This window comes from Mesorhizobium sp. YR577, from assembly GCF_900116595.1.
Classification (GTDB): domain Bacteria; phylum Pseudomonadota; class Alphaproteobacteria; order Rhizobiales; family Rhizobiaceae; genus Mesorhizobium_M.
Genome location: NZ_FPBI01000010.1, coordinates 58033 through 84216, shown reverse-complemented (window position 1 = coordinate 84216; position 26184 = coordinate 58033). Strand labels below are relative to the sequence as shown.

At 62.4% G+C, this 26184-nt stretch carries 26 protein-coding genes; 10 read left to right on the top strand and 16 right to left on the bottom strand.

Going from position 1 to position 26184, the window contains the following annotated elements; translation table 11 throughout:
* Positions 1–15: 15 nt before the first annotated feature.
* Complete coding sequence (locus BM413_RS15945; protein WP_091914745.1) at positions 16–891, bottom strand: dienelactone hydrolase family protein; 876 nt, start codon at positions 889–891, stop codon at positions 16–18.
* 231 nt (positions 892–1122) lie between these two features.
* Between BM413_RS15945 and BM413_RS15940 the strand changes: the two genes are divergently transcribed.
* The 3 genes from BM413_RS15940 (at position 1123) to BM413_RS15930 (ending at position 2942) form a co-directional block, all read left to right on the top strand.
* Positions 1123–1563, top strand: coding sequence for a hypothetical protein (locus BM413_RS15940; RefSeq protein WP_244537891.1), 441 nt, complete (start codon positions 1123–1125; stop codon positions 1561–1563).
* A gap of 226 nt (positions 1564–1789) precedes the next feature.
* Positions 1790–2494, top strand: a complete 705-nt coding sequence (locus BM413_RS15935) for a hypothetical protein (protein ID WP_091914741.1) — start codon at positions 1790–1792, stop codon at positions 2492–2494.
* 10 nt (positions 2495–2504) lie between these two features.
* On the top strand, positions 2505–2942 hold the full coding sequence (locus BM413_RS15930; protein ID WP_091914739.1) for a hypothetical protein: 438 nt from the start codon (positions 2505–2507) through the stop codon (positions 2940–2942).
* A gap of 58 nt (positions 2943–3000) precedes the next feature.
* Here the strand turns inward: BM413_RS15930 and BM413_RS15925 are convergent, their stop codons facing one another.
* From BM413_RS15925 to BM413_RS15910, 4 genes are all read right to left on the bottom strand, one after another.
* Positions 3001–3558, bottom strand: a complete 558-nt coding sequence (locus BM413_RS15925) for a glyoxalase superfamily protein (RefSeq protein WP_091914736.1) — start codon at positions 3556–3558, stop codon at positions 3001–3003.
* Positions 3559–3763: 205 nt separating this feature from the next.
* Positions 3764–4768 (bottom strand): inorganic phosphate transporter, encoded by a 1005-nt coding sequence (locus BM413_RS15920; RefSeq protein ID WP_091914734.1) that lies wholly within the window; start codon positions 4766–4768, stop codon positions 3764–3766.
* Between the two features lie 8 nt (positions 4769–4776).
* Entirely contained in the window at positions 4777–5418 is a 642-nt protein-coding gene (locus BM413_RS15915) for a DUF47 domain-containing protein (RefSeq protein WP_091914732.1), read from the bottom strand.
* A gap of 213 nt (positions 5419–5631) precedes the next feature.
* Positions 5632–6519 (bottom strand): AraC family transcriptional regulator, encoded by an 888-nt coding sequence (locus BM413_RS15910; protein ID WP_091914730.1) that lies wholly within the window; start codon positions 6517–6519, stop codon positions 5632–5634.
* A gap of 159 nt (positions 6520–6678) precedes the next feature.
* On the opposite strand from BM413_RS15910, the gene BM413_RS15905 reads away from it, so the two are divergent.
* Positions 6679–7509, top strand: coding sequence for an N-acyl homoserine lactonase family protein (locus BM413_RS15905; RefSeq protein WP_091914729.1), 831 nt, complete (start codon positions 6679–6681; stop codon positions 7507–7509).
* Between the two features lie 66 nt (positions 7510–7575).
* Here the strand turns inward: BM413_RS15905 and BM413_RS32530 are convergent, their stop codons facing one another.
* Positions 7576–7773 (bottom strand): hypothetical protein, encoded by a 198-nt coding sequence (locus BM413_RS32530; protein ID WP_139238599.1) that lies wholly within the window; start codon positions 7771–7773, stop codon positions 7576–7578.
* Between the two features lie 190 nt (positions 7774–7963).
* Positions 7964–10279 carry a glucose/quinate/shikimate family membrane-bound PQQ-dependent dehydrogenase gene (locus BM413_RS15895; protein ID WP_091914725.1) on the bottom strand — a complete coding sequence of 772 codons (2316 nt, stop codon included), beginning with the start codon at positions 10277–10279 and terminating at the stop codon, positions 7964–7966.
* A gap of 253 nt (positions 10280–10532) precedes the next feature.
* Between BM413_RS15895 and BM413_RS15890 the strand changes: the two genes are divergently transcribed.
* Positions 10533–13061 carry an ATP-dependent helicase gene (locus BM413_RS15890; RefSeq protein ID WP_091914723.1) on the top strand — a complete coding sequence of 843 codons (2529 nt, stop codon included), beginning with the start codon at positions 10533–10535 and terminating at the stop codon, positions 13059–13061.
* Positions 13062–13105: 44 nt separating this feature from the next.
* Here BM413_RS15890 and BM413_RS15885 read toward each other — a convergent pair whose 3' ends face one another.
* Entirely contained in the window at positions 13106–13387 is a 282-nt protein-coding gene (locus BM413_RS15885) for a hypothetical protein (RefSeq protein WP_091914721.1), read from the bottom strand.
* 256 nt (positions 13388–13643) lie between these two features.
* On the opposite strand from BM413_RS15885, the gene BM413_RS15880 reads away from it, so the two are divergent.
* Entirely contained in the window at positions 13644–14828 is a 1185-nt protein-coding gene (locus BM413_RS15880; protein ID WP_244537890.1) for a hypothetical protein, read from the top strand.
* Between the two features lie 219 nt (positions 14829–15047).
* Here BM413_RS15880 and BM413_RS15875 read toward each other — a convergent pair whose 3' ends face one another.
* The 3 genes from BM413_RS15875 to BM413_RS15865 form a co-directional block, all read right to left on the bottom strand.
* The gene (locus BM413_RS15875) at positions 15048–15371 is read right to left on the bottom strand and encodes a hypothetical protein (protein ID WP_091914716.1); all 324 of its coding nucleotides are present in this window, start codon (positions 15369–15371) and stop codon (positions 15048–15050) included.
* A gap of 228 nt (positions 15372–15599) precedes the next feature.
* Positions 15600–16241, bottom strand: a complete 642-nt coding sequence (locus BM413_RS15870; RefSeq protein ID WP_091914714.1) for a DapH/DapD/GlmU-related protein — start codon at positions 16239–16241, stop codon at positions 15600–15602.
* Between the two features lie 52 nt (positions 16242–16293).
* Positions 16294–16779 (bottom strand): CreA family protein, encoded by a 486-nt coding sequence (locus BM413_RS15865; protein WP_091914712.1) that lies wholly within the window; start codon positions 16777–16779, stop codon positions 16294–16296.
* A 154-nt stretch (positions 16780–16933) separates the two neighbouring features.
* Between BM413_RS15865 and BM413_RS33130 the strand changes: the two genes are divergently transcribed.
* The 3 genes from BM413_RS33130 (at position 16934) to BM413_RS15850 (ending at position 18771) form a co-directional block, all read left to right on the top strand.
* Positions 16934–17095 (top strand): hypothetical protein, encoded by a 162-nt coding sequence (locus BM413_RS33130; protein ID WP_175544342.1) that lies wholly within the window; start codon positions 16934–16936, stop codon positions 17093–17095.
* Positions 17096–17168: 73 nt separating this feature from the next.
* Positions 17169–17747, top strand: a complete 579-nt coding sequence (locus BM413_RS15855) for an SCO family protein (protein WP_091914708.1) — start codon at positions 17169–17171, stop codon at positions 17745–17747.
* Positions 17748–17898: 151 nt separating this feature from the next.
* Positions 17899–18771, top strand: a complete 873-nt coding sequence (locus tag BM413_RS15850; RefSeq protein ID WP_091914706.1) for a 50S ribosomal protein L11 methyltransferase — start codon at positions 17899–17901, stop codon at positions 18769–18771.
* Between the two features lies 1 nt (position 18772).
* Here the strand turns inward: BM413_RS15850 and BM413_RS33125 are convergent, their stop codons facing one another.
* Entirely contained in the window at positions 18773–18943 is a 171-nt protein-coding gene (locus tag BM413_RS33125; RefSeq protein ID WP_175544341.1) for a hypothetical protein, read from the bottom strand.
* A gap of 231 nt (positions 18944–19174) precedes the next feature.
* Between BM413_RS33125 and BM413_RS15845 the strand changes: the two genes are divergently transcribed.
* A complete protein-coding gene (locus BM413_RS15845; protein ID WP_091915068.1) occupies positions 19175–21004 on the top strand; it encodes an aminopeptidase P family protein in 1830 nt (609 codons plus the stop codon).
* Between the two features lie 28 nt (positions 21005–21032).
* Here the strand turns inward: BM413_RS15845 and BM413_RS15840 are convergent, their stop codons facing one another.
* The 4 genes from BM413_RS15840 to recN form a co-directional block, all read right to left on the bottom strand.
* A complete protein-coding gene (locus BM413_RS15840) occupies positions 21033–21329 on the bottom strand; it encodes an AzlD family protein (protein WP_091914704.1) in 297 nt (98 codons plus the stop codon).
* The gene (locus BM413_RS15835) at positions 21326–22072 is read right to left on the bottom strand and encodes an AzlC family ABC transporter permease (RefSeq protein ID WP_091914702.1); all 747 of its coding nucleotides are present in this window, start codon (positions 22070–22072) and stop codon (positions 21326–21328) included. The genes BM413_RS15840 and BM413_RS15835 overlap by 4 nt, the downstream gene beginning before the upstream one ends.
* Before the next feature lie 125 nt (positions 22073–22197).
* A complete protein-coding gene (gene ligA, locus BM413_RS15830; RefSeq protein WP_091914700.1) occupies positions 22198–24363 on the bottom strand; it encodes an NAD-dependent DNA ligase LigA in 2166 nt (721 codons plus the stop codon).
* Positions 24364–24494: 131 nt separating this feature from the next.
* Positions 24495–26171, bottom strand: coding sequence for a DNA repair protein RecN (recN, locus tag BM413_RS15825; protein ID WP_091914698.1), 1677 nt, complete (start codon positions 26169–26171; stop codon positions 24495–24497).
* Positions 26172–26184 lie beyond the last annotated feature (13 nt).

Sequence of the window (26184 nt, the reverse complement as noted above, 5' to 3'; positions counted from 1 at the left end):
CTGCAGCTTCGACTGCTAAGCCAGCTTCTGCTTGAAGAAGGCGATGGTCCGGCCCCAGGCGAGGTCCGCCGCTTCCTTGTTGTAGCGGGCTTCCGAGGTGTCATTGTTGAAGGCGTGCTGCACGCCGTCATAGACATAGACGGTGTATTCCTTGCCGTCCGCCTTGAGCGCCTTTTCATAAGCTTCGATGCCGGCATTGATGCGCTCGTCCTGCCCCGCATATTGAAGCAGCAGCGGCGCTTTTATCTTGGCGACGTCCTCGGCCTTCGGCTGGCGCCCGTAATAAGCGACGCCGGCGTCGAGATCGGGCGCATTGACCGCCAGATCGTTGACCGCACCACCGCCCCAGCAGAAGCCGACAGCGCCGGTCTTGCCGTTGCCCTCTTCATGCTTTTTCAGGAACGCCACCGTTGCCACGCCATCGCCGATGGTCTGTTCGGCGGAAAGCTGGCCGAACATTTCACGGGCCTTCTCCTCATCGGTCGGCGTGCCGCCGAGCGGCGACAGGAAATCCGGCGCCAGCGCGACAAAGCCTTCGAGCGCAACACGGCGCGCCACATCCTGGATATGCGCGTTTAGGCCACGGTTCTCGTGGATGACGATGACCGTGCCAAGCTTGCCGCTTTGCGCGGCCGGCCGCACGAGATAGCCCCTCATGTCGCCCTTCGAGCCGGGATAGGTGATGTCCTCGGCCTTCAGCCGCTCATCGTTTTCGGGAATCACGGCGGCTTGCGCCGAGTTGGCGGCAAGCATTGGCGCAATGGCAGCGGCAGCCGCCCCCGAACCGGCAAGCCTGGTCAGCTTCTCCATGAAGCTGCGTCGATCCAATGTCAGATGCGTATATTCGTCATAGGCGTCGATCATCGCCTGCGTGATGGCCGGCTTGGTCATGACTCTCTCCCCTGCATCGATTGAATTGATGAAAGGCAAGATAAGGGGCGAGTCGGGCAGGTCCAGTAACGCATCGGTGAAGTGGGCGTGAACGCCTCGATGCCGGCCGTACTCGCAACTCCGCCCTTCCCCAATCCCTCGAAGTTATAGCGGAGCTTGCTTTAAACAGCATGCTATGCAATATTAAATAGCATACTATGCTTATGGAGGAAACCCCTGCCGCTCCACCGCTTGCATGCAGTCGCCGGCATCCTCGCCTTCGTCCTGATCGCCAGCTTCTGGCTCTCTACCGCAATCAGCGAGCTTTTCGGCACGCCCGTCGCCATCGCCGCCGTCAAGCAGGCGATCGTCTGGGCCATGCTCGTGCTTGTGCCGGCGCTCGCGGCGACCGGCGCCAGCGGCTTTCACCTCGGCAAGGGCATGCGACTGCCGATGGTTACGGCCAAGAAGAAGCGCATGCCATTCATCGCGCTCAACGGCCTTTTGGTGTTGCTGCCGTCGGCGCTGTTCCTCAACGCCAAGGCAGCAGCCGGTGACTTCGGCACCGGCTTCGTGACGGTACAGGCAATCGAACTCGCTGCGGGATTGATCAACCTCACTTTGATGGGCTTCAACATCCGCGACGGATTTGCCTTGTCGGCAAGGCGGCAAAGGCCTGCCACCGCTCGATAGGGCGGCTGCCAAAACTTACCGGATTATTAAATTTTGGTGATGTAGGCCGACCCCGTACATCCTGCCACAATTTGGGAGAAGCTTGGCCGTGCTGGCCTCGCCTTCCGCAGCGTCTTCGCCAATCCGGCGATCCACTGGCGCATTCCGAAGCCTCCCACAACGCCTCTTATGTCGGAACGGACACCCGCTCCGCAGGCGAAGCTATGTCCGCAAGGAGGACACGACGATGAGCTTTCCCAGTCTGATATCCACGAGTGCCCTGGCATTTGTCGGCACGGCATTGCTGGCCCTGCCCTCTCAGGGTTTCGCCGCGAATGCCACTGCTGCACAATCCACCACCAAGGCTTGCGCCACCCAGTATCAGGCGGCCAAGACCGCCGGTACGCTGAACGGCAAGAAATGGCCGCAGTATCTGTCCGATTGCAGCGCCACCATGAACAATGGCGCGGCCGCGGCACCAGTGGCGGCGACGGCCGCGATGGCAGCTCAACCCAAAACGATGATGAAGCAGACCACCGCCATGGCACCGGCGGCCAAGACGGTCGCGCTTGCCGCTGCCGGGCATCAGACGACGCAGCAAATCTGCAGCACGCAATATCAGGCGGCCAAATCCGCCAACACCCTGAAAGGGCAGAAATGGCCGCAATTCCTGACGGCCTGCGCAGACAGCATCAAGAACGACAAATCGGACGCATCCAATGTTCCGCCCGAACCGGCCCAGGCAACAGCCGCTACGAGTATGCAATCGGCCATGCCGATGACAAACGCCAACGGCAAGGCGCTTACCCCCGGCGAAGTCGCGTTCCGCCAGCGCATTCACGAATGCTCGACGCAGTGGCAGAGCCAAAAATCCTCGGGCACCTTGCCAGCCGGTACGCAATGGCCTCAATTCTGGAGTTCCTGCAACACGCGCCTGAAGGCACAGGGATAGGGAGGCGCTTGTGAACATCCAGGAAATCCTCACCACAGTCTCGTCCAAGGCCGGTCTGGACGAGCCCACGACGGAAAAGGCCGTCGGCACCATCCTGTCCGTCCTCGAGCATGAGGCCGAGGGCACGCGCGTCGCCGAGCTTTTCGGCAGCATTCCCGGCTCGCTGGATCTTGCCCGGCAATATGACGTGATGGCAGTGCAACCCGCCGGCGGGTCCGGCGGTGGACTGTTCGGCTCGCTGACCTCTGCGCTGGGCGGCGCACTGGGTGAAAAGGCCGGTGCGCTGATCAACGGCATCTCGCAGCTTCGCTCCACCGGCCTCGATGCCACGCAGATCAGGCAGGCCGGCACGACCTTGATCCAGCAGGCCAAGACGGCAGCCGGACCGGACGTCGTCAATGAGATTGTCGAGTCCGTCCCCGGCCTGAAGGGGCATTTCGGGCTTTGATCAGACAGGCAGCCCGCCTTAACCGACGGGCTGTCTTATCGTCCGGGATAGGCAGCGATCAGGCGGCGTCCTTGCTCTCCATGAAACGGATGCGGTTGTTGAACGGGTCGGTGACCTGCATTTCCAGGCCCCATTCTTCCTTTTCCAGCCCCGGCTTCAGGTAGCGATAGTGCTTGCCGCTCAGTTCCTTCTGGAAGGCCTCCACGCCCTTCATGTAGACGACCATGTTACCGCCCGGCGTCGCATCGCCGGAGTGTTCTGAGAGATGCAGCCGCAGCCCTGCCCGCGAGACCTGCTCGTAGAGCGGAAAATTCTCGCCGAAGCGGTGTTCCCAATCGACCTTGAAGCCGAGGAAATCGAGATAGAACTCGTGCGCCTTGGCAACATCGAAGATACGCACGATCGGCACGGCCTGTTCGAAGGCGATGCCGTTCGTCGCCGGCCGGCTCTCGCCCTCCTCCGCCTCGATCTTCGCTGACAGGATGTTCCAGTTGTCGAGGCCGAACTGGCGGGCAATGATCTCCAGGGCTTCGCTGTGGGAAATCGCCAGGCCCCTGGCGGCAAGGGTTTCGCGCATGGCCTTGGCCATCGCCTTGGCATCGTGAAAAGTTCGCATGGTCTTCCGATCCTTCCGAAACGGTGAGGAAGCTCATCAGTGCCCGCATTGCTGACGCTCTCACCGTCCGTGGGATCAGGTGACAGATATCTCGGGATGCGTTCGCCATGCTCGTTGCGGAGCGCGGGCTGCCGGCCGCATCCGGCCTACAGGGAAGCTATTCAAGCCCGCAGCAGGCGTCAAGAACCGCGCAGCCCCGGCAGGGTTACACAAAAAGCCCGGTGGCCACGTAGCAGAGCGCCGAAATCGCCGCCGTGATCGGGATGGTGATGATCCACGCAACGACGATATTGCCGGCGATGCCCCACCGCACCGCAGACACCCGGCGCGCAGCGCCGACGCCGATGATCGCGCCGGTGATGGTGTGCGTGGTCGAAACCGGAATGCCGAGCCAGGTCGCGGCAAACAGCGTGATCGCGCCCCCGGTTTCGGCACAGAAACCCTGCATCGGATTGAGGCGCGTGATCTTCGATCCCATCGTGTGGACGATGCGCCAGCCGCCGAACAGCGTGCCCAGCGCCAGCACGAGCTGACAGGAAATCACCACCCAGAAGGGCACGTAAAAGTCCGGCCCGAGCATACCCTGCGAATAGAGCAGCACGGCGATGATGCCCATGGTCTTTTGCGCATCGTTGCCGCCATGGCCGAGCGAATAGAGCGAGGCGGAGATGAACTGCATGATGCGGAAGGTGCGATCGACCGCGAAAGGCGTGCTGCGCACGAAAATCCATGACACCGCCAGCACCAGCATCAGCGCCAGGATGAAGCCTGTCGCCGGCGAAAGAACGATTGCAGCCGTCGTCTTCGCCAGGCCCGACCAGACGATCGCGCCGCCGCCGGCCTTCGCCACCCCTGCCCCGACCAGCCCGCCGACAAGCGCGTGCGAGCTGCTGGACGGAATACCGAAGGCCCATGTCAGCAGGTTCCAGGCGATTGCGCCCATGAGTGCGGAGAACACCACGCGCGGATCGACGACATCGGCGCTGATAATGCCGGTGCCAAGCGTCTCGGCGACATGCAGCCCGAAGAACAGGAAGGCGATGAAGTTGAAGAACGCCGCCCACAACACCGCATATTGCGGCCGCAGCACGCGCGTCGAGACGATGGTCGCGATGGAATTCGCGGCGTCATGAAGCCCGTTGAGGAAGTCGAAGAACAGGGCGACGCCGATCAGACCGACCAGCAGCGGAAACGCGAGTGTGGCGTCCATCGATTTTCCTAGACGTTCTCGATGACGATGCCGCTGATCTCATTGGCAACATCCTCGAAGCGGTCGACCACCTTTTCCAGCTCGGAATAGATCTCGCTGCCGATCATGTAGGCCATCGGATCGGAGCGGCCATATCGCTTGAAAAGCTCCTTGAGGCCGCGGTCGTGCAACTCGTCCGATTGCTCCTCGACGCGCACCACCTGTTCGGTCAGCTCGTTGAGACGGGTGGCGTTGGCGTTGACGCGGTCGAGCAGCGGAATGGCCTGCGCAATGAGGTTTGCGGCTTCCACGCCAAGCGTGCCCATCTGCTGCATCAACGGCTCGAACTCGCGCTGCTCGAACAGCGTCACGGTCTTCACCGTCTTGCGCATCATGTCGATGGCGTCGTCCATGGACTGGATGAGATCCTTGATGTCGCCGCGGTCGAACGGCGTTATGAAGCTCTTCCGCACAGCCAGAAGCACCTCGCCGGTGATGGCGTCGGCGCGATCTTCCAGCGCGATGATCTCCTTGCCGCGCGCCTCGATGTCGTCGCCGGCCAAAAGCCGCTCAAGCGCCTTCGCGCCGAGAACCAGCGTTTCGGAATGCCTTGCGAACAGATCGAAGAAACGATCCTCGCGCGGGAGAAGCTTGCGGAACCATCCCATCATCGCGTGCCGTGCTCCGGTTTTCTTTCCATGATTGCGCCAGGCATCAAAAATGCCGAGGTCGCGATGCAGGCAGGAAATCCCGCCCCTTCAGAAGGCACCCTTATCAGCGGGAAAGCTGTGGCGCTACCCGTTTAGCCGGCTTGAAAATACGCTTTCCACTGCAACTGGACAGGCGCAGCAACGAGAAAACGGAATAAGGAGGCTGGGCGAGGCCTAAGCCCTTCTGACACGGTGCTCGCTTGGGGAAGCGCCATAGACGCTCTGAAAGCGCCGCACGAAGTGCGAGCGGGAGGCGTAACCGGCTGCCTCGGCGGCCTCGGTGACATTGCCCTCGCCCCTTGTCAGCAATTCATGGGCAAGTTGCATTCGGCTCGAGGCCAGCACCTTTCGCAACGATGTTCCGTCTTCGGCCAGCCGCCGCCGCAAGGTCGATGCACCGAGCCCGATTTCGCGGCCGATGTCGGCCGCCGTCCATTGGCGTGCCGGCTCACCAAGAACCAGCCAGCCGATCCGGTCGGCAAGCGATGTGTCGAACAGGCATTGCGCCGCCGGCTCGTCGCGCAACAACAGCAGCACTTCGCCGAGCCGGTGCGTGGCCAGGCTCTCGGCATGCGCGGAGGCCCGCAGGGCAATTGCCGCGTGGGCAACAGCATCGACCAGTTCGCCGGTCAGGCGCACGCGCATGTCTAGGCCTGACGTGACGGAAACATGCCGATGCCGAACCTTAGCCGGCTTCGGCATCGTCCGCGGCACTTCGACCAGCAGCGACTCGTAGAGGCCGCTGCGCTCGCCGGGAATGTTGACGACGTCGCATTCCAGCCCCGCCGGCAGCACGAACACCTCGCCCGCGCCAAAGCGCTGGCCCATGCCGCCGATCCAGAATTCCTTTTCCCCGCTGAGCACTATGCCGATCAAAGGCTCGGCAGTGGTCACCAGCGCCAGGCGCTCCATGTCGAAGCAGCAATAGCTGAAGAGCTGGTCGGCATGGACATGCATGCCCGACGTCTTGTGCGGCCGATCCGGGTCGAGTGCCAGCGGCCGCAACCGCTGCAGCAACTGCCGGCGCAAGCCGTCGTGGTCATGATTTTCGTTCGAACTCATCGCGGCAATCTATTACACCGGCAAAGCCGCCGCCACCATCAAATGAGCGTTTCGGGCACAGCCCTGAGCACTTCAGACACATCCCGCATGTCACTTTCGCCCATTACGGAGACGGCGCCGGCACATGCCTGCCGGCCTGCCTACCCTCAGGAGACGGACATGAAGCTCAAATTATTTCTCATCTCGACCGTGGCATCGTTTGCCGCAACAGCCATGGCGCAGGCCGCCGAGGTTCAGTTGTGGCGGCTCGACTGCGGCACGATAAAGGTCAAGGATCTGAGCGTCTTCTCGGATGCCTATGATTATCAGGGCGAAAGCAGGACGCTTACCGATAGCTGCTACCTCATCCGGCACGACGGCGACTACATGCTCTGGGACACCGGCCTTCCCGCCGCCCTTCTCAACGCGCCACTCGGCGATGCGGCGATGAACCCAACGCTGGCTCAGACGATCCCGGCACAGCTTGAAAAGATCGGAGTTCAGCCGGAGAAGATATCGACCGTCGGCATAAGCCATTACCACTTCGACCATGTCGGCCAGGCCGCCGATTTTCCGAAAGCCAGACTGCTGATCGGCGCAGCCGACTTCAAAGCCTTCACCGCGGACCCCGCCCCCTTCGGACTGGAGCCGGACCTGCTCGCTCCATGGCTGAAGGGAGGATCGAAGGTGGAAACCGTTACCGGCGACAAGGATGTCTTTGGAGACGGCACGGTGACCATGCTTTCCATGCCCGGCCACACGCCAGGCAGCTACGGCTTGCTGGTAAAGTTGGCAAATACCGGGCCGGTTCTGCTCAGCGGAGACGTCGCCCATTTCGAGAAACAGCTGGAGACCGAAAACGTCCCGCCATTCAACACCGACAGGGCCGAATCGCTTGCTTCCATGGATCGGTTGCGTCACATCGCAAAGACGCTGAAGGCAACGCTGATCGTCCAGCATGATGCCGACGACATCGCCAAACTGCCGACGTTCCCGAAGAGCGCCGACTGAAGAATAGATTATCTCGGAAAAGACGGGGGTTACGGTCGGGTGCGAGCAACCCTCGCATCCCCTATCCTAGTCGCCTGACCGCAAGGTCTCGTGGCCCGACATCCGATATTCCCTTGTGTGGGAATCCAGAACGGCGTTGAAAACCGCGTCGGGGTTCTTTCTCCAGACCTTGATGGCCCGCTGATCAACGCGCACCCTGTGCCCGTCGATCATGACCAGTCTCGCCGTCTTCATGCGCCTGACGTCGTCGTAAGAGACTTTCATCGTGCTGTCCCCCTGTCTTTCAAGCGCTGTTATCCGCGCCTTGATGCCCGCAATTGACCGCGCCGAGTGCGGCTTTTTTGCGTGTAGGAAGGAACAATAGGACAGAAAGCCGGTCGCGATTGCGAGGCCTCGGTATAGCCGAGAGCGGGAGAAGCTTTCCTCTCCCGCTCTCTTCAAGCTTTCCTGCGCTCTATTTCGGCAGCGTGTAGGCCATCACGTAATCGCCCGGCTTGGTGCCGACCGAGCCGTGACCGCCGGCAACGATCACCACGAATTGCCGTCCATCGGCCACAGTATAGGTCATCGGCGTCGACTGGCCGCCGGCCGGGAGCCGCGCCTCCCAAAGCTGCCGGCCTGTCGTCACATCATAGGCCCGGAAATAGTCATCGACCGCAGCGCCCAGGAAGGCGACGCCGCCGGCGGTGATCATCGGCCCGCCAATGCCCGGCACGCCGACCTTGAGGGGCAGCGGCAGCGGCGTCATGTCGTAGACCGTGCCGTTGCGGTGCTTGTAGGCGATCTTGCCGGTTCTGAGATCAGCGCCGGCGACATAACCCCAGGGCGGCGACTGGCAGGGAATGCCGAGCGGCGACAGGAACGGCCCCATCACCACCGCATAGGGCAATCCCTCATTGCGGTTCAGGCCCTGCTCGCTACCCTTCGAACCATCCGGCGGCGGCACGTCGGCGCGTGGGATAAGCTTTGACGTGAATGCCAGATAGGTCGGCATGCCGAACATCACCTGCCGCACCGGGTCGACGGCGACGCCGCCCCAGTTGAACGTGCCGAAATTGCCGGGGTAGATCAGCGAGCCCTGCAGCGACGGCGGCGTGTAGCGACCCTCGTAGCGAAGTTGCGTCAGCTTTATGCGGCAGACAAGCTGGTCGAACATGGTGATGCCCCACATGTCCTTGCCGGTCAGCGGCGGCGGCATGAAGGTCAGGGCAGACACAGGCTGCGTCGGCGATGCGTGGTCGCCTTCGATCGCACCGCCCGGCGCCGGCATCTCGGTGACGGAAAGCACAGGCTCGCCCGTGCGGCGATCGAGCACATAGATGTCGCCCTGCTTCGTCGGGCCGACGAGCGCAGGCACCACACCCTTATCCGTATTGATGTCGACCAGGCTTGGCTGTGCCGGGATATCCATGTCCCACAGATCGTGATGCACGGTCTGGCGCACCCAGCGCATCTGCCCAGTGTTGAGATCGAGCGCGGTGATCGATGACGAGAACTTTTCCACATTCTCGCTGCGATCCATGCCGAGCTGGTCCGGCGTCTTGTTGCCGAGCGGCACGAAAAGCAGGCCGAGCTTCTCATCCGCACTTGGCGTGGACCACATGTTGGGCGAGTTCGCCGTGTAGGTTTCGCCCGCAGCGATCGGCGTCGTCTTGTCCGGGTTGCCGGAATCGAAATTCCACACCAGCGCGCCGGTGTCGGCATCATAGGCGCGGATGACGCCCGACGGCTCGTCAGCTGCATAGTTATCGTTGACCGCACCGCCGACTATGATCTTGCCCCCGGCGATCAATGGCGCCGAAGTCGAGTAATAATAGCCCGGCTGCTTGTAGGGCATGTTGGCGTAGAGATCGATCGTGCCGCCATTGGCAAAGCCGCTGCAAACCTGCCCATTGGCCGCATCGAGTGCGATCAGGCGTGCATCCGAGGTCGGCAGGTAGACGCGCTGCGCACAGGGCTGCCCGGCCGCAACCTTGGTGTCATTGTAGTAGGACACGCCGCGGCAGGTCTGGTGCTGGCGGTCGCTGTCCTCGGCGATCTTGGGATCGAAGCGCCACTTTTCCTTGCCGGTCGCCGCGTCGATGGCGATCGCCCAGTTGTGCGGGGTGCAGATATAAAGCGTGTCGCCAATCTTCAGCGGCGTCACCTGATAGGTCGTTTCCGGCACGTCCGCCGACGTACGCACATCTCCGGTCTGGAAGGTCCATGCCGGCGTCAGCGTCGAGACGTTCTGAGGCGTGATCTGGTCGAGCGGCGAATAGCGCTGGCCATATTGCGTGCGGCCATAGAAATGCCATTCGCCCGCCGGCACGTCGCCGCCGCCGAGATCCGGCGTGGCGGCGACCTTGTCCGTCGGCAACTCGCCGGCAATGTCCTGCGGATCGACCGTCATCGACGCGCCTGCCGCAATCAGTGCGGCAAGAACGCCGGCCGCCAGCGGTATTGCGCCGCCGGAAGCCGTCAGGCGCCGCCGCACCCACGGCGTCAGCAGCCACAGCGCCAGAAGCACGACAACACCGCCTCGCGGGCCAAGCTGCCACCAGTCGAGACCGACTTCCCATATAGCCCAGGCGAGCGTTCCGATCAGCACCAGCGCGAAAACCCAAAGCGCAGCCCCCGAACGCTTGAACAGCAGCCACGCCGTCAGCAGGAAGCCGATGCCCACAATGACGTAATAGAGACTGCCACCGACCGTGGCGAGCCACACGCCGCCACCGGCTAGGAAGAGCCCAAGAATGAGGAAGACAAGCGCCGTGATAACCGTTGCCAAGATCGTTGCCCTTATGATTTCGGGGACCGTTCGAGGCAAGCCAAACCCTCGACGGCCAAGCGTTGAGTCGTCAGGCGCCAGTTTTCCGCCGAACCGCAAACACTGTCAAATGACGGATATGGGAGCACCTGCGCCGCCGCAAGCTGCCGAAACACACGCCTTATGCGCCGGATACCGTCAGATCGGGCTTGTTCGCGCTTTGTTTTAGCGCTTCTTCTGGCCTTTCTGGCCCGAATCACTACATTCGGAGCAAATGTCAGACTTTCCAGACGACATGCCCTTCTTCGACGAGGATCCCGCGCCTCGCGCCGCCCCTGCGCGCGCGCCGGCGCAAGGCGGTGGCATTGCCGCGCGCGCCATGGCTGCCCGCCAGGGTTCGGCCCCGGATTATCTGAAAGGCCTCAACGAAGAGCAGCGGCTGGCGGTGGAAACCATCGACGGCCCGGTTCTGGTTCTGGCTGGCGCCGGTACCGGCAAGACGCGCGTGCTGACCACCCGCATCGCCCACATCCTCAGCCTCGGCCGCGCCTTCCCCAGCCAAATCCTCGCCGTGACCTTCACCAACAAGGCCGCGCGCGAAATGAAGCAGCGCGTCGGCCTGCTGGTCGGCGAGGCTGTCGAAGGCATGCCCTGGCTCGGCACCTTCCACTCCATCGGCGTGAAAATGCTGCGCCGCCATGCCGAGCTGGCCGGCCTGCGCTCGGATTTCACCATTCTCGACACCGACGATGTCATCCGCCTGATCAAGCAGCTCATCCAGGCCGAGGGGCTGGACGACAAGCGCTGGCCGGCGCGCCAGTTCGCCATGATGATCGACGGCTGGAAGAACAAGGGCCTCGGCCCCTCCGAAATTCCCGAGGGCGACGCCCGCGCCTTCGCCAACGGCAAGGGCCGCCAGCTCTATCAGGCCTATCAGGACCGGCTGAAGACGCTGAACGCCTGCGATTTCGGCGACCTGCTCTGCCACCCGATCCGCATTTTCCGCGGGCACCCGGATGTGCTGAAGGAATATCACAAGCGCTTCAAATACATCCTCGTCGACGAGTATCAGGACACCAACACCGCGCAATATATGTGGCTGCGGCTGCTGGCGCAGGAAACCGGCGCGCCGGGCCAGAAGAATGTCTGCTGCGTCGGCGACGACGACCAGTCGATCTATGGCTGGCGCGGTGCCGAGGTCGACAACATCCTGCGCTTCGACAAGGATTTTCCCGGCGCCACCGTCATCCGCCTCGAGCGCAACTACCGCTCGACCGCCCATATCCTCGGTGCAGCCTCCCACCTCATCGCCCACAATGAGGGCCGGCTGGGCAAGACGCTGTTCACCGAAAAGGTCGAGGACGACGACTCCCGGGTCAATGTCCACGCCGCCTGGGATTCGGAGGAGGAAGCCCGCGCCGTCGGCGAGGAGATCGAGTCCGCCCAGCGCAAGGGCCACAAGCTCAACGACATGGCCATCCTGGTGCGCGCCTCCTTCCAGATGCGCGAATTCGAAGACCGTTTCGTCACGCTCGGCCTGAACTACCGCGTCATCGGCGGCCCGCGCTTCTATGAGCGCCAGGAAATCCGCGACGCCATGGCCTATTTCCGCGTCGTCGCCCAGCCGGCCGACGACCTCGCCTTCGAGCGCATCGTCAATGTGCCCAAGCGCGGGCTTGGCGAGGCGGCCATAAGACAGGTGCACGACACGGCGCGTGCGCTGCGCATTCCGATGCTGGAAGCGGCCGGAAACCTCGCCGAAAGCGATGAGCTGAAGCCCAAGCCGCGCGCCGCCTTGCGCGAGGTCGCCGCCAATTTCGAGCGCTGGCAGAAGGCGCTCGACAACACGCCCCACACCGAGCTTGCCGAGACGATCCTCGAGGAATCCGGCTACACCGACATGTGGAAGAACGACCGCTCGGCCGAAGCGCCGGGCCGGCTCGAAAACCTCAAGGAGCTCATCCGCTCCATGGAGGAATACGAGTCGCTGCGTTCCTTCCTCGAGCATGTCGCGCTGGTGATGGACAGCGAGCAGAACGAAAACCTCGACGCCGTCAACATCATGACGCTGCATTCGGCCAAGGGGCTGGAATTCGAGACCGTCTTCCTCCCCGGCTGGGAGGAAGGCCTGTTCCCGCACCAGCGCTCGCTCGACGAAGGCGGCCGTTCCGGGCTGGAGGAAGAGCGCCGGCTGGCTTACGTCGGCGTCACCCGCGCCAAGAAGAACCTGCACATCTGGTTCGTTTCCAACCGTCGCATCCACGGCCTGTGGCAATCCACTATCCCGTCGCGCTTTCTCGACGAACTGCCCGAGGCCCATGTCGAAGTGGCCGAAGCCGGCAACAGCTATGGCGGCTACGGCGGCGGCTCCTTCGCCGGCGGGCGCGGCGGTCGCCAGAACCCCTATGGCGCGTCGCGCTTCGACAATGTCGGCCAGGATTCCGGCTCATTCTCCAACACCTATGCCACACCAGGCTGGCAGCGCGCACAGGCGAACCGCAATGACGCAACCGACCGCAACTGGGGCTCGCGCTCCGGCCACGCGGTGGAGCGCATCGGCTATGGCGAGACCGATTCAGGCTATGGCGCCGGCCGCGGCTCGGTCAAAAGCCGCACCATCGAAGGCGAACTCGTCGCCAAATCCGTCTCCGACACCCCCTCGCCCTTCAAGGTCGGCGACCGCGTGTTCCACCAGAAATTCGGCAACGGCAATGTCTCGGTCGTCGATGGCAACAAGCTGACGATTGACTTCGACAAGGCCGGACAGAAACGGGTGTTGGATGGGTTTGTGACGGGGGTTTGAGGTGCGCCCCCACCTTCTCCCCTTGTGGGAGAAGGAGAGATGCCCTACCCCCGCATCGCCCTCAGCTTCTCCGCCGCCTCCGCCGCGAGATCGACGTAGCGCTCTTCCAGCGTCTCGGCCGCTTTGATGATGTCGAAATCGTAGCCGTATTTTTCGAGGATCTTGGTGAGTTTCTCGACGAACTGGGCCTGTTCCTCCAGCGCGTGGAACAAAGAGCCGACTTGTTCGGCGCTGATGTCGGGGTCGGAGAGCATTTTCGGCACTTCCTTGCCCATGCGGGCGCCCGCCTCGGTCTGCTCTTTCAGGATCTCAAGCCAGTCGGTCAAATCATCTCTCCATTCGCAGGCACCATGCCCACCCGCTTCCCGCGCCGTCAACTCGCCAAGGCGGCCGGCCGTAACGCAATTCGATGCAACCAAAGATAGCATGCAACCATAACGCGAAGTTTGCCGAATGCGTGCAAATGTTTCGGGGCGGGCAAGAGCCCGTACCCTCCGCTTCCCGGCGGGGTACTCCAGCCCCTTCCGCCTCGACACCCCCGCAGGCGGAAGGGGTTTTTCGAAGCCGAACCCGGAGCGTGCCGTGCGGGTCCAATGTGCCTCTCTCATGCTGGCTCTTCTGGCGACGCCGTCAGTGGCAGCAGATCTTGCGTCGGCTGAGCCAACTGCCCCGCCTGCACCCAAGATCGTCACCAGCGTCGAGCGCCACTGGACCAGCAACGCGCTCGACAGCGAATTTGCCATTCCCGACTGGTATTCGCTGATCCGCGGCTCGTTGCAGCACGAATGGCAGATCGACGACGGGACGGTAAAATTCGGCGCCGAAATCCAGGCGACGCGCTACGACACGGTGAAGATAGAAGACGACCGCGCCGGCGCACTATTGCTCGACGTGACCAGGCGCGTAAGCCCGGCGCTGGAACTGCGCGGCACCCTCACCTACCGGCTTTCGACCGAAGGCGACGATTTTGCCATCGGCCCCTTCATCATCGGCACGCGCGCGCCCAAGCAGGTGTTCGGCGCGCAGGGGCAGGCCGGCATCGATCTCGGTGGCGGCACGGCATTGATCCTCGAACTGGCCAATGCCTACGAACTGCTTGGCGAGTCGCGTTTCCAGGACGATGTGCTGCCGCGCACGAAACTCGATCCCGACAAGAACCGCACGCAGGTCGGTGCAAAGCTCATGCGCACTGTCGGACCGGCGGCCTATGGCGTTTCGTCTTCGGCGCAGTTCGTCTCGGTGGAAAAGCTCGGTTCACCGCCCGTCGGCCTGTCGCTCGCCGAATACACGCTGCAGGCGGAGGCCGGCTATAAAGGCCAGACCGGCGCAAGCATCGCCGGCGCGCTCGGCGTGCAGATGCTGCGCGGCGCGCATGACATCTATCAAAGCATGCGCCCGACGTGGCGCGTTGCCGTCGTTCAGCCGCTGCCGCATGGCTTCGAACTGCGCGGCGCCTATTTCGGCCGCTTCGAGACCGTCGACAGCGACGACCCGCTGGCGTCATGGCTGCAGCGCGGCGAGATCGAAGCGCGGTTTCTGATGAACGAACGGCTGACGCTTGCCACCGGCGCCTTCGCCGAACTCAAGGAAAACCTGCTCTACGAAAACAAGGAGCGCGCCCACGGCCTTTATGGCGAAGCCAGCTTCCAGGCAACCAAGGCGGTTTCGCTCGTCGTCCGCGTCGACTACACGCAGCGCTTCCTGACGGTTATCGACGTCGAGAAGAAGACTGTCGATGCCTTCGTCGGCATACGGACGAAGATCTGACGCGCCCAGCGTAAAACCTGTTCAGAAAGTCGCTTCGGAGAGTCAGATGGTGGTGTTTTCGAGAACCGGAACGGAGCGTACGTTTGGGTACGTGAGTACCGGAAGCGCAGAAAACGCCGGCAGATGGCGGCCGGAGTAGAGTTTATGAGCAGGTTTTCAGGCAGGAGGGGCGCAACTCCCTCCTGCCCTTGCATGCATGCTCATGATTGTGGCTGGCGGTTACTTCTTCAGCTTGTAGCTGCTGTTGCCGCCCAGGAGGTTGATGCCGACGCCGTTCAGGATGCCGGTGAGGATGCCCGTGCTGTTCCCGTTCAGGATGCCGGTGCTGTTGCCGCTGAGGATGTTGTTTCCGCTGAGGATCGGCGAGCCGTTCAGCAGGTTGACGCCAAGGCCGATATTGCCGAGGCCGATCGACGGCGACACATTGATGAGGCCGCTCGACTGGCTGAAGTTGCCGGTGTTGGAGCCCCAGCCGCCGGCATGTGCCGAAACAGCCGAGAAGGAAACAACAGTAGCAGTAAGTGCATAGATGATCGCCTTCATGATGTGCTCTCCTTTGTTGCTAACAGTGTTTCCCTCTGCTTCCCGTCTTGTTCTCCGAGTTTGATTATTCACACGCAGTCAAATCATGCAATCTTGAATTGCAGTATTTCATTAATACAACCCGTTTTCCCTTTTTTAACTTTAATGTTTTACGTTAAGGGAAATGGTTACCGTTGCAGCCCGAAAGCCACGTCAGATCATCTTGATGCAGAGAAAACCCTAGGAAAATCAGGGTTTGCGCGCTTCCCAGCGATCGAGAAACGCCTCTATCGGCATCGCCTGCATGTCGGGGATGGCATCGGCGAGATGGCCGATCGGCCAGTCCCACCAGGCAAGTGCTTCGATGCGCGCGGCAATCTCGGGCGAGAAACGGTGACGCAGCGGCTTTGCCGGCACGCCGGTGACGATTTCATAATCACCGACATCACGCGTCACCACCGCATTGGCGCCGATGACCGCGCCGTTGCCGATGCTGATGCCCGGCATGATGACCGCGCCGTGGCCGATCCAGACGTCATGACCGATGGTGACGGCTTTGCCCTGCCGCCGCGCCTTGAAGTCGCCATCCACGCCGAGATAGCGGAAATACTCGTTCGGCCGGTAGCTCACCTTATGCGTGGTGAGACGCTCGATCGGATGCTCCAGCGCATTGATGCGGGTGTTGGCGGCAATCGAGCAGAATTTGCCGATCGTCGTGTAGATCGCCTCGGCGTGGCGCTCGAAATAGGAAAAGTCGCCGACCGTCACCTCGCGCAAAATCACGCGCTCGCCGATCGCGGCGTAACGGCCGAGCTTGCAGCTTTTCAGCTCGGCTGTCGGATGAATGCGTGGCTCGGCATCCTTGAAGCGAAGGGCGGGGTTCGGATCCATAGCTGGCGCTTTACGCCGCCGCGCTTTGCCCCGCAAGCCGGGCAGATAGCGCCTACTGCGGCTTGCCCTCGGACCAGACGACGTTCTGGCCGTAGAGCGGAACGGTGGTGACCGCCATCTTGGCCGAACCGTCCTGCACCTGGCGGGAATGCGAGAGATAGATCAGCGTATCGTTCTTCTTGTCGTAGATGCGGTTCACCACATGCTTCTTCCAGATCAGGCTGATGCCTTGCTTGAACACCTCCTCGCCCTCCTCGCTCATGTCGATCTTGCCGATGGTGATCGGCCCGGTCTGGCGGCAGGAGATGGAGGAATCGGAGGGGTTTTCGAACCAGTTGCCCTTTTGCAGCCGGTCGACCACGCCACGGTCGAAATAGGAGATATGGCAGGTCACGCCCCCGACTGCGGGATCCGTCACCGCCTCGACGATGATGTCGTTGCCGAGCCAGTCGACACCGACCCTGCCGACCTCCTGCGCGGACGCGGGCGCGGCCGCACTGAGAAGAAGAGCAACAGCACCGTACAAAGCCAGACGCATGAAAACCTCCTGCAAGGAAAAATTACGTTCGCAACAATTGGGGCAGCGCAAGCCAGCTTGCAAGCCCAAGGCCGAAAGTGCCGGCCCTTGCGCCCACCGCCAGCGGCATCATGGCCTCTTTTTCGAGATCGCCACTAAGACTATGTTAGCGGCAATGAGACAGCGCCTTTCGGCTCCGGTCGCAACGACCGCAAAGATCATCATCGGCACGGCAGCTTTTGCCGCCCTGGCCGGCGTGGCCTTTGCTGCGTGGATGGAGAACGGGGCAGCGATCTTCATGGCCACGGTGGAAGCCGGGCTTGCCTGGTGCTTCTAGATCGCGGCCAAGGCAAGATCGCAGTCGAATAAAAAGACGATAGATTCAGGTTTACGGGCGGAAATTCCACATCATGATGCGTTCAATCCTCGTCGGCATATTGGTTCTGATGGCTGCCGGCATCGGCTGGCTCACCTTCGACTGGTATCAGACCCGCCACGGCGGCGAGCCTTATGGCGCGCCCTTCACACTGACCGACCAGACGGGACAGCCGATTACCGAGGCGGCATTTCGCGGCCAGCCGACCGCCCTATTCTTCGGCTTCACGCACTGCCCCGAGGTCTGCCCGACAACGCTGTTCGAAATGGATGGCTGGCTGAAGAAGATCGGCGACGAAGGCAAGGACATCAAGGTCTACTTCATCTCCATCGATCCGGAGCGCGACACGCCTGAAGTCATGAACGCCTATGTCAGCAACGTCTCGAACCGCATCACCGGCATCACCGGCGAGCCGGACAAGGTTGCGGCGATGGCAAAGGCGTTCGGCATCTATTCGAAGAAAGTTCCGCTTGAAGGCAGCGACTACACCATGGATCACACCGCTTCCGTGCTGCTGCTCGACGGCAAGGGCGACTTCTTCGGCACCATTGCCTATGGCGAAAGCGGCGACACGGCTGTAGCCAAGCTGAAACGGCTTGCCGGCAAGGGCTGAAACGTTCAAAAGCTAAAGCATGTCGCGCAAAACTGTGCAGCGGTTTTGCGATAACGACATGCGTAAATTCAAAGACCTAAAGCGCGAGAAGCAATCCTGAAAGATCGCGACGCGCTTTAGGGCGTTTCCTCGTTCCTGATCGCGAAATACCATGACCCAGACACGCCTCCATCTGACGGCCGGGCGCGCCGATGCCAACCGCATCTTCGCCGCATTCGAAACCGAGTTCGAGGAAGACGGCTTCCCGCTCGCCGTGCTGGAACAGGACGAAGAGCGCGACATTCAGGAAGTGTCGATCTACGCCGATGGCGATATCGATGAAGCCGAGCGCCGCATGCGCCAGGTGCTCGATGGCCTGTCGCTGAAAAAGGCGATCGAGCGCGAAATTCTGCCGGATGCGGACTGGGTGGCGCTGTCGCTGGAAGGGTTGAAGCCGGTTCGCGCGGGGCGCTTTTTCGTCCATGGCGCGCATGACCGCGACAAGCAGCGGCCCGGCGAACTCTCAATCGAGATCGAGGCGGGGCTTGCCTTCGGCACCGGCCATCACGGCACCACTTCCGGCTGTCTCGACGTTCTGGAGACCGTGGCGCGGCGCGAACGACCGCGCAATGCACTCGACCTTGGCACCGGCAGCGCGGTTCTCGCCATCGGTCTGGCGAAATTCGCGCATATCCCGGTGCTGGCGACCGACATCGATCCGATCGCAACGAAGGTTGCGGCAGACAATGCCCGGCTGAATGGTGTCTCGGCCTATGTCGAAGCCTACACCGCCCCGGGCTTTCACCATCCGATCTTCGCCGCGCGCGGCCCGTTCGACCTGATCGTCGCCAATATCCTGGCTCGCCCGCTCATGAAGCTCGCACCGCAGATGGCGCATCACCTCGTGCCGGGCGGTTCGATCGTGCTTTCAGGCATTCTGGAGCGTCAGCGAAACGCGGTTCTGGCCGCCTATATCGGCCAGAACTTTCGCCATGTCCGCACCCTCGCCCGGGAAGGCTGGGTGACGCTTCACCTCAAGCGGTGAATTAGACGAACGAGTAAGAGCTGCCGCGCTTCTTCAGGTCTTCACGGGTGAAGCCGTTTGCCTTCAGCGTGGCGTCGTCAAGCGACAGAAGCACGCCGTTTACATAGCGCGCAGCCTCGCGCTGGCGCGCTTCCATCAAGGCGTTGATTGCAGCTTTGAAAAATCCGGCCATCATATTCCCCTGGTTGAAACATCAACCTCCCGACAACCAAGATAGGGCTGACCGCTGCGAAGTAACAGCGCGTATTTTGCATTGCACCCATACGATTTTGCATATGCGAAGAGAATTGTGCAGCGCACCATCGCAGCGGTGCTTGGATCAAGCCGGACGCGTTGCAAGCATCAACCCACCCGGATAGGTTTGCGCGACGCGAAGCACCGAGCACCGGAAGGCATGAAAGTCATGTTCCAGACGTTTGAGACCGCCGGAGATCCGACAAGCGCGCCGGCCCGCGTGGCGAAATTGCGCGAATGGCTTGCCGCACATGACCTCGACGGCTTTCTGGTGCCCCGCGCCGACGAACATCAGGGCGAATATGTCGCCGCGCGTTCGGAACGGCTGCGCTGGCTGACCGGCTTCAGCGGCTCGGCCGGAGTGGCGCTCATCCTCAAAGATCGTGCCTTCATTTTCGTCGACGGCCGCTATCAGTTGCAGGTGCGCGAACAGGTCGATCTCGGCATCTTCACCATCGAAAGCCTGATCGACAATCCGCCCGCCTCCTGGATCAGGGACAATCTCGGCAAGGGCGCGCGGCTAGGCTTTGACCCGTGGCTACACACCATCGGCGAGGTCCAGGCGCTCAAGAAAGCCGCCGAGAAGAACGGCGCCACGCTGGTGGCGCTGGACGTCAATCCGATCGATGAGATATGGGCCGACCAGCCTGCCCCGCCGGCAGCACCGGTCGACATCCACCCCATCGAATTTGCCGGCGAACTGGCCAAGGAAAAGCTGGCGCGCCTCGCCGAAGCCCTTTCAAAACAGGGCGCCACCCACTGCGTGCTGACCGACCCGTCGTCGATTGCCTGGGCGTTCAACATTCGCGGCAATGACGTGCCGCACACGCCGCTGGCGCTGGGCTTCGCCATTCTGGCAGCCGACGGCAAGCACCGGCTGTTCATCGACAAGCGTAAATTGCCGCGGAAGGTGCAGGCCTACCTGACCCAGCTTTGCGACCTTCGCGCGCCTGACGCGCTCACCGGCGACCTCATAAAACTTGCGAAATCCGGCGCGAAAGTAGCGCTGGACCCTGCCCTTGCCGCCGAAAAGCTCCGGGCGATGATCGAGGAGAATGGCGGCACGGTCGTCTCCGAAGCAGACCCCGCCCGCCTGCCCCGTGCCACCAAGAATCAGGCCGAATTGCAGGGCGCGCGCGCAGCGCACCGCCGCGACGGTGCCGCGGTGGCAAAGCTGCTCTGCTGGCTCGATGCGCAAAAACCCGGCACGATGGATGAGATCAAGCTCGTGACGCAGCTTGAGGAAGCCAGGCGGGCCGTCGGCGAGCAAACGCAGACGCCGCTGCGCGACGTGTCCTTCGACACGATTTCGGGTGCCGGTCCGAACGGCGCTATCATGCACTACCGCGTTTCGAAGGCGACCAACCGCAAGCTTGGCAACGGCGAGCTTTTCCTGCTCGATTCAGGTGCGCAATATCAGGACGGCACCACCGACATCACCCGCACCGTGGCGATCGGCCAGCCGACCGACGAGATGCGCGAGCGCTTCACCCTGGTCCTGAAAGGCATGATCGGCATTTCGATATTGCGCTTTCCGGTGGGTACGCGCGGTTCGGAAATCGACGTGGTCGCGCGCATGGCGCTGTGGAAGCACGGCCTTGACTACGCCCATGGCACCGGCCACGGCGTCGGCTCCTATCTGGCCGTCCATGAGGGCCCGCAGCGCATTTCCCGAACCGGCGCGGAAAAGTTTCTGGAAGGCATGATCCTGTCCAACGAGCCCGGCTACTACAAGGAAGGCCACTACGGCATCCGCATCGAGAATCTTATTCTCGTGACCGCCGCCAAACCGGTCGAAGGTGGCGATCTGCCCGTACATGAATTCGAGACGCTGACGCTGGCGCCGATCGACCGCCGGCTGGTCAGGCCTGACCTGCTGACGCACGAGGAGCTTGTGTGGCTGAACACCTATCACGCCCGCGTGCTGGCCGAGATCGGACCGATGGTGGACGGCGAAACGCTGAAATGGCTGGAACAGGCGACCGCGCCGATTTCATAGGCGCGGTTGTCCAAAGACAAATAGAGTTTCAGCCCATGAAATGGCGCAGCAGGATCAGAACCGCAGCGCCCGCCAGAAACATCGGCATCAGCCCGCTCCGCAGCGAAACGATGCCTGCGACCAGAAGGGCCGCCAGTTCCGCCGGTCCTGCCGAAATGGCGGCAGGCGCCACCAGCGTCGTCAACACGGCAGCGGGCACGGCATCCAACCCGGCCTCGATGCGCGGATGGACGCGTTCGAAGCGCGACAGAACAAGGTGGCCGCCGATACGCGTGAGATAGGTCATCACCGCACCGGCAAGAATGATCCAGACTGTCGTGCTCACAGGACTTCACTCCGCTCGGAGGTTTCGGACTGATCGGATTTCTTGATCGGCATCACCGCTGCAAGCAGGATGCCCGCAGCCGCGCCGATAGAGACATGCCAGGGCGACCCGACCGTCTTGTAGGCAACGATCGAGGCGATCGCGCTGGCAATGACGATCGGCAGCCACAAGGGCCGCTTGCGAAAGCCCATGACCAGGCCGAGGAAATAGATCGGCAGCAGGAAATCGAGCCCGAATGCGTGCGTGTCGGGTATCAGCTTGCCGAACTGCGCGCCCAGCGCTGCTTCCACCACCCAGCATACATAGATCGGCGCAGCCACGCCGACATACCAGGCGAAGGAAACCTCTTCGCCACGTTCGCCCTTTGCTTCCGCAACGGCATATTGCGGGTCGGTGAGAAAGAAGAAGCCGATCGCCTTCTCGACGAACGGCCAGTGGCGAATGCGCCGCCCGAGCGCTGCCGAGTAGAGCACATGCCGGAAGTTCACGGCAAAGATCGAAAAGACGATGAGCGCCGGCGACAAATTCTGGCCGAAAAGCTCGATGCCGACCATCTGGCTTGCGCCGGCATAGACGGTCACGCTCATCAAGACAGCTTCGAAAATGCTGAAGCCCTGCTCGGCAGCAAGCGCGCCGAAAAGAAGGCCGAAAGGCGCGGATGCCACGACAACGGGAAGGCCCATTTGAAAACCGCGCCAAAACCCGCTCGCGCGCGCGCCCTCGGAAATGGCTTCGCTGGACATGGCTACTCCCTAGGAAAGAAAATCTACTTAGGTCGCTCCGACCCGCAAGTCATATGAATTCGCTTGAGCCAGCGATCAGGGAAAATGATGCTCCCGTCGGCCGGAATCAATCGACACGACGCGCTTTAAGGCCGCTGCCCTACCCTTTCGAACCATGCATCCTCATCGATAACCTCGATGCCGAGTTCGGTGGCGAGCTTCAGCTTGGAACCCGCACCCGGGCCGGCAACCACCAGATCGGTCTTCTTGGACACCGAGCCGGCAACCTTGGCGCCCAGCTTTTCAGCCATCGCCTTGGCCTCGTCGCGCGACATCTTCTCGAGCGAGCCGGTGAACACCACCGTCTTGCCGGCGACGGGGCTGGAACTCGCCACCGGCGCTTCCATGGCCTGCGGCGTCACTTCCTTCAGGAGCCTGTCGATCACCTCGACATTGCGCGGCTCCTTGAAGAATTCGACGAGCGCGCGCGCCACGACCTCGCCGATGCCCTCGATGTTGTTGAGATCTTCCCAGGCATCCCCCGAGAGGTCGGCAGCCTGCTTCATCGCCGCCTCGAAGGCTTCGTAGGTGCCGTAAGCGCGCGCAAGCAGCTTTGCATTCGTCTCGCCGATATGGCGGATGCCGAGCGCATAGATGAAGCGGTTGAGGGCGATGCTTCGCCGCTCGTCGATGGCGTCGAAGAGCTTTTTGACGCTCACCTTGCCGAAGCCGTCGATATTCTCGAGCTTGGTGAGTTGCGACGTTTCCTGCCGCTGCTTCAGCGTGAAAATGTCCGGCGCTGTGCGCACCTTCAGCGCCTCGTCCTCGCTTTCGAAGAAGAAATCGATCTGCTTTGCGCCGAGGCCCTCGATATCGTAGGCCGCGCGCGAGACGAAATGTTTCAGATGCTCGACCGCCTGCGCACGGCAGACGAAACCGCCGGTGCAGCGGGTAACGGAGTCCAGCTTGCCGGTCTTTTCGTTCTTCTCGCGCACCGCGTGGCTGCCGCAGACCGGGCACTTCTTCGGGAATTCGTATGGCACGGCGTCCTTCGGGCGCTTTTCCATGATCACGTCGAGCACCTGCGGGATGACGTCGCCGGCCCGCTGCACGATCACCGTGTCGCCGATGCGGATATCGTGCTCCTCCTCGCGGATGCGCTCGCCGGAATTGCCGATACCCCTGATGTAGTCCTCGTTGTGCAGCGTCGCGTTGGTAACGACGACACCGCCGACGGTGACCGGCGTCAGCCGCGCGACGGGCGTCAACGCGCCGGTGCGGCCGACCTGGATGTCGATCTTCTCCACATGGGTGAAAGCCTGCTCGGCCGGGAATTTGTGCGCCGTCGCCCAGCGCGGCGAGCGCGAGCGAAAGCCGAGACGCTCCTGCAGGTCCAGACGGTCGACCTTGTAGACGACGCCATCGATCTCATAGTCGAGATCCGGGCGCAGGAGACCGATCTCGTTATAATGGGCGATGATCTCCTCGACCGAGGTCAGCCGCTTCATCAGCGGATTGACCGGAAAGCCCCATTCCCTGAACTTTTCCACCATGCCCATCTGTGTGTCGGCGGGCATCTCGGACATCTCCCCCCAGGCATAGGCGAAGAATTTCAGATTGCGGCTCGCCGTCACCTTGGCGTCGAGCTGGCGCAGCGATCCAGCAGCCGTGTTGCGCGGGTTCACATAGGTCTGCTTGCCCTCCGCTTCCATCTGCGCGTTGAGCGCGAGAAAATCGCTCTTGCGCATATAGACCTCGCCGCGCACCTCGACGACATCGGGCGCGCCGGCCGGCAGCCGGTTCGGGATTTCCTTGATGGTCTTGATGTTCTCAGTGACGTTTTCGCCGGTCGTTCCGTCGCCGCGGGTCGCAGCATTGACCAGCCGGCCCCGTTCGTAGCGGATAGACATGGAAAGGCCGTCGATCTTCGGCTCGGCGGTGAAGGCGATCGAACCGTCCGGCAACTGGCCGAGGAAACGATAGACAGAGCCGACGAAATCGCGCACGTCTTCGTCGGAAAAGGCGTTGTCGAGGGACAGCATCGGCCGCGAATGGGTAATCGACGCAAAGGTCGGAAGCGGTGCCGCGCCCACGCGAATCGAGGGACTGTCGGCGCGGATGAGCTGCGGAAACAGCTTCTCGATCGCGTCGTTGCGCCGCTTCAGGGCATCGTAGGCGGCATCGGAAATCTCCGGCTCGTCATGCCCGTGATAACGCTCGTCATGGTAGGCGACCTCTGCCGCGAGCCGGGCAAGCTCGGCCTCTGCTTCGGCTTCGGTCAAATCCTCGACGGGCTTGGCGGTCACTGACATGGTTTGAGAATCCGGCTGATATTGCGGCGGCTACCCTATCTCATGACATACGACGACGGCAGTGCTTTTAGCAAAAGATCGTGCCGAAACAGCGCCCTACTGACATCGCCGGAATCAGTTCGTGAAGGGCCTCAGGATGCGGCAGCCGTGTTTTCCCGCAAAAGACGCTCGGCTGCGGCCCGCGCTTCATCGGTGATCGTGGCGCCGGCCAGCATACGGGCGATCTCTTCCTGCCGCGAGCCGCGATCCATTTCGGCGATGCTGGTCGAGACCTGCTCCTTGCCGCCGGACTTGGCGATCAGGAAATGCGTGCCGGCGCGCGCGGCAACCTGCGGCGCGTGGGTGACCGACAGAACCTGAACCCGATTGGCCAGCCGCGACAGGCGTTGCCCGATCGCATCAGCCACCGCACCGCCCACACCAGTGTCGATTTCGTCGAACACCAGCGTCGGCGCAGAGCCACGATCGGCAAGCGCCACCTTCAGCGCCAGCAGGAAGCGCGAAAGCTCGCCGCCCGACGCGATCTTCATCATCGGGCCGGGCTTGGTGCCGGGGTTGGTGCGCACCCAGAACTCGATCAGGTCGATGCCTTCTTCCAGCCGATTGCCGGGCTCGGTGCTCATCTCGACGATGAATTCGGCCCGTTCGAGCTTGAGCGCCGGCAATTCGGCCATCACCGCGTTGCGCAGGCCGATTGCCGCCGTCTTGCGCAATTCCGAAAGATTTGCCGCCACAGCGTCATAGACGTCGCGCGCGGCCACGGCCTGCTTTTCAAGGACATGCAGGCGCTCCTCGCCGGCGTCGAGATCGGCGAGATCCGCCGACATCGTATCGCGCAGTTTCGCCAGATCATCGACCGGCACATTGTGCTTGCGCGACGCGGCGCGCAGCGCAAACAGCCGCTCTTCCGCCTTCTCCAGACGCTGTGGATCGTATTCCGTGGCGCGCAAAGCGGCATCAACGCCCGACTGCGCCGCATCGAGCGACAGCATGGCTTCATCCAGCGATTTCACGACGTCATCGAGCAGGCCGGGGACTTCGGATGCCTTGCGCTGCAAGCGCCGAAGCAGACTGGCCAGTTGCGGCAATGGCGAGTTGTGTCCGGACAGAACGTCCTGCGCGTCCTGGATTTCGCCGGCGATCTTTTCAGCCCGCATCATCGTCGTGCGGATCTCTGCCAGTTCCGTCTCCTCGCCCGGCTGAGGGTCGAGCTGGGAGAGTTCGGCGACGGCGGAACGCAGATAGTCGGCCTCGCGGGCTGCGGCCTCGACGCGCGCGCGATGCCGCGCCAGTTCCTGTTCACAGTCACGCCAGCGCCGCCAAGCCTCACCGCAGGCGCGCGCCTCGCCGATATGCCCGCCGAAGGAATCCAGTAATTCGCGGTGTGCGCTTGCGTCAACGAGCGCGCGCTCGTCGTGCTGGCCGTGTATCTCGACCAGGGCACGGCCGATATCGCGCATCAAGGTGACGCTGGAGGGTTGGTCGTTGACGAAGACGCGCGTGCGCCCGTCCGCGGTCTGCACACGGCGCAGAATGATGTCGCCGTCGTCATCGAGCGCATTGTCGATCAGGATTTGCCGGGCGGGATGATTGCGCGGCACGTCGAACACCGCCGACACCTGCCCCTGCGCCGCGCCATGGCGGACGAGCGATGCGTCGCCGCGGGCACCCAGTGCCAGCGACAGCGCGTCTAGAAGAATGGATTTGCCTGCACCCGTCTCGCCGGTGAGTACGGAGAGCCCCGGCGAGAAATCAATGTCCAGCCGCTCGATCAGGACGATATCGCGGATAGACAGTCTGGAAAGCATCGACGCCCGCTAT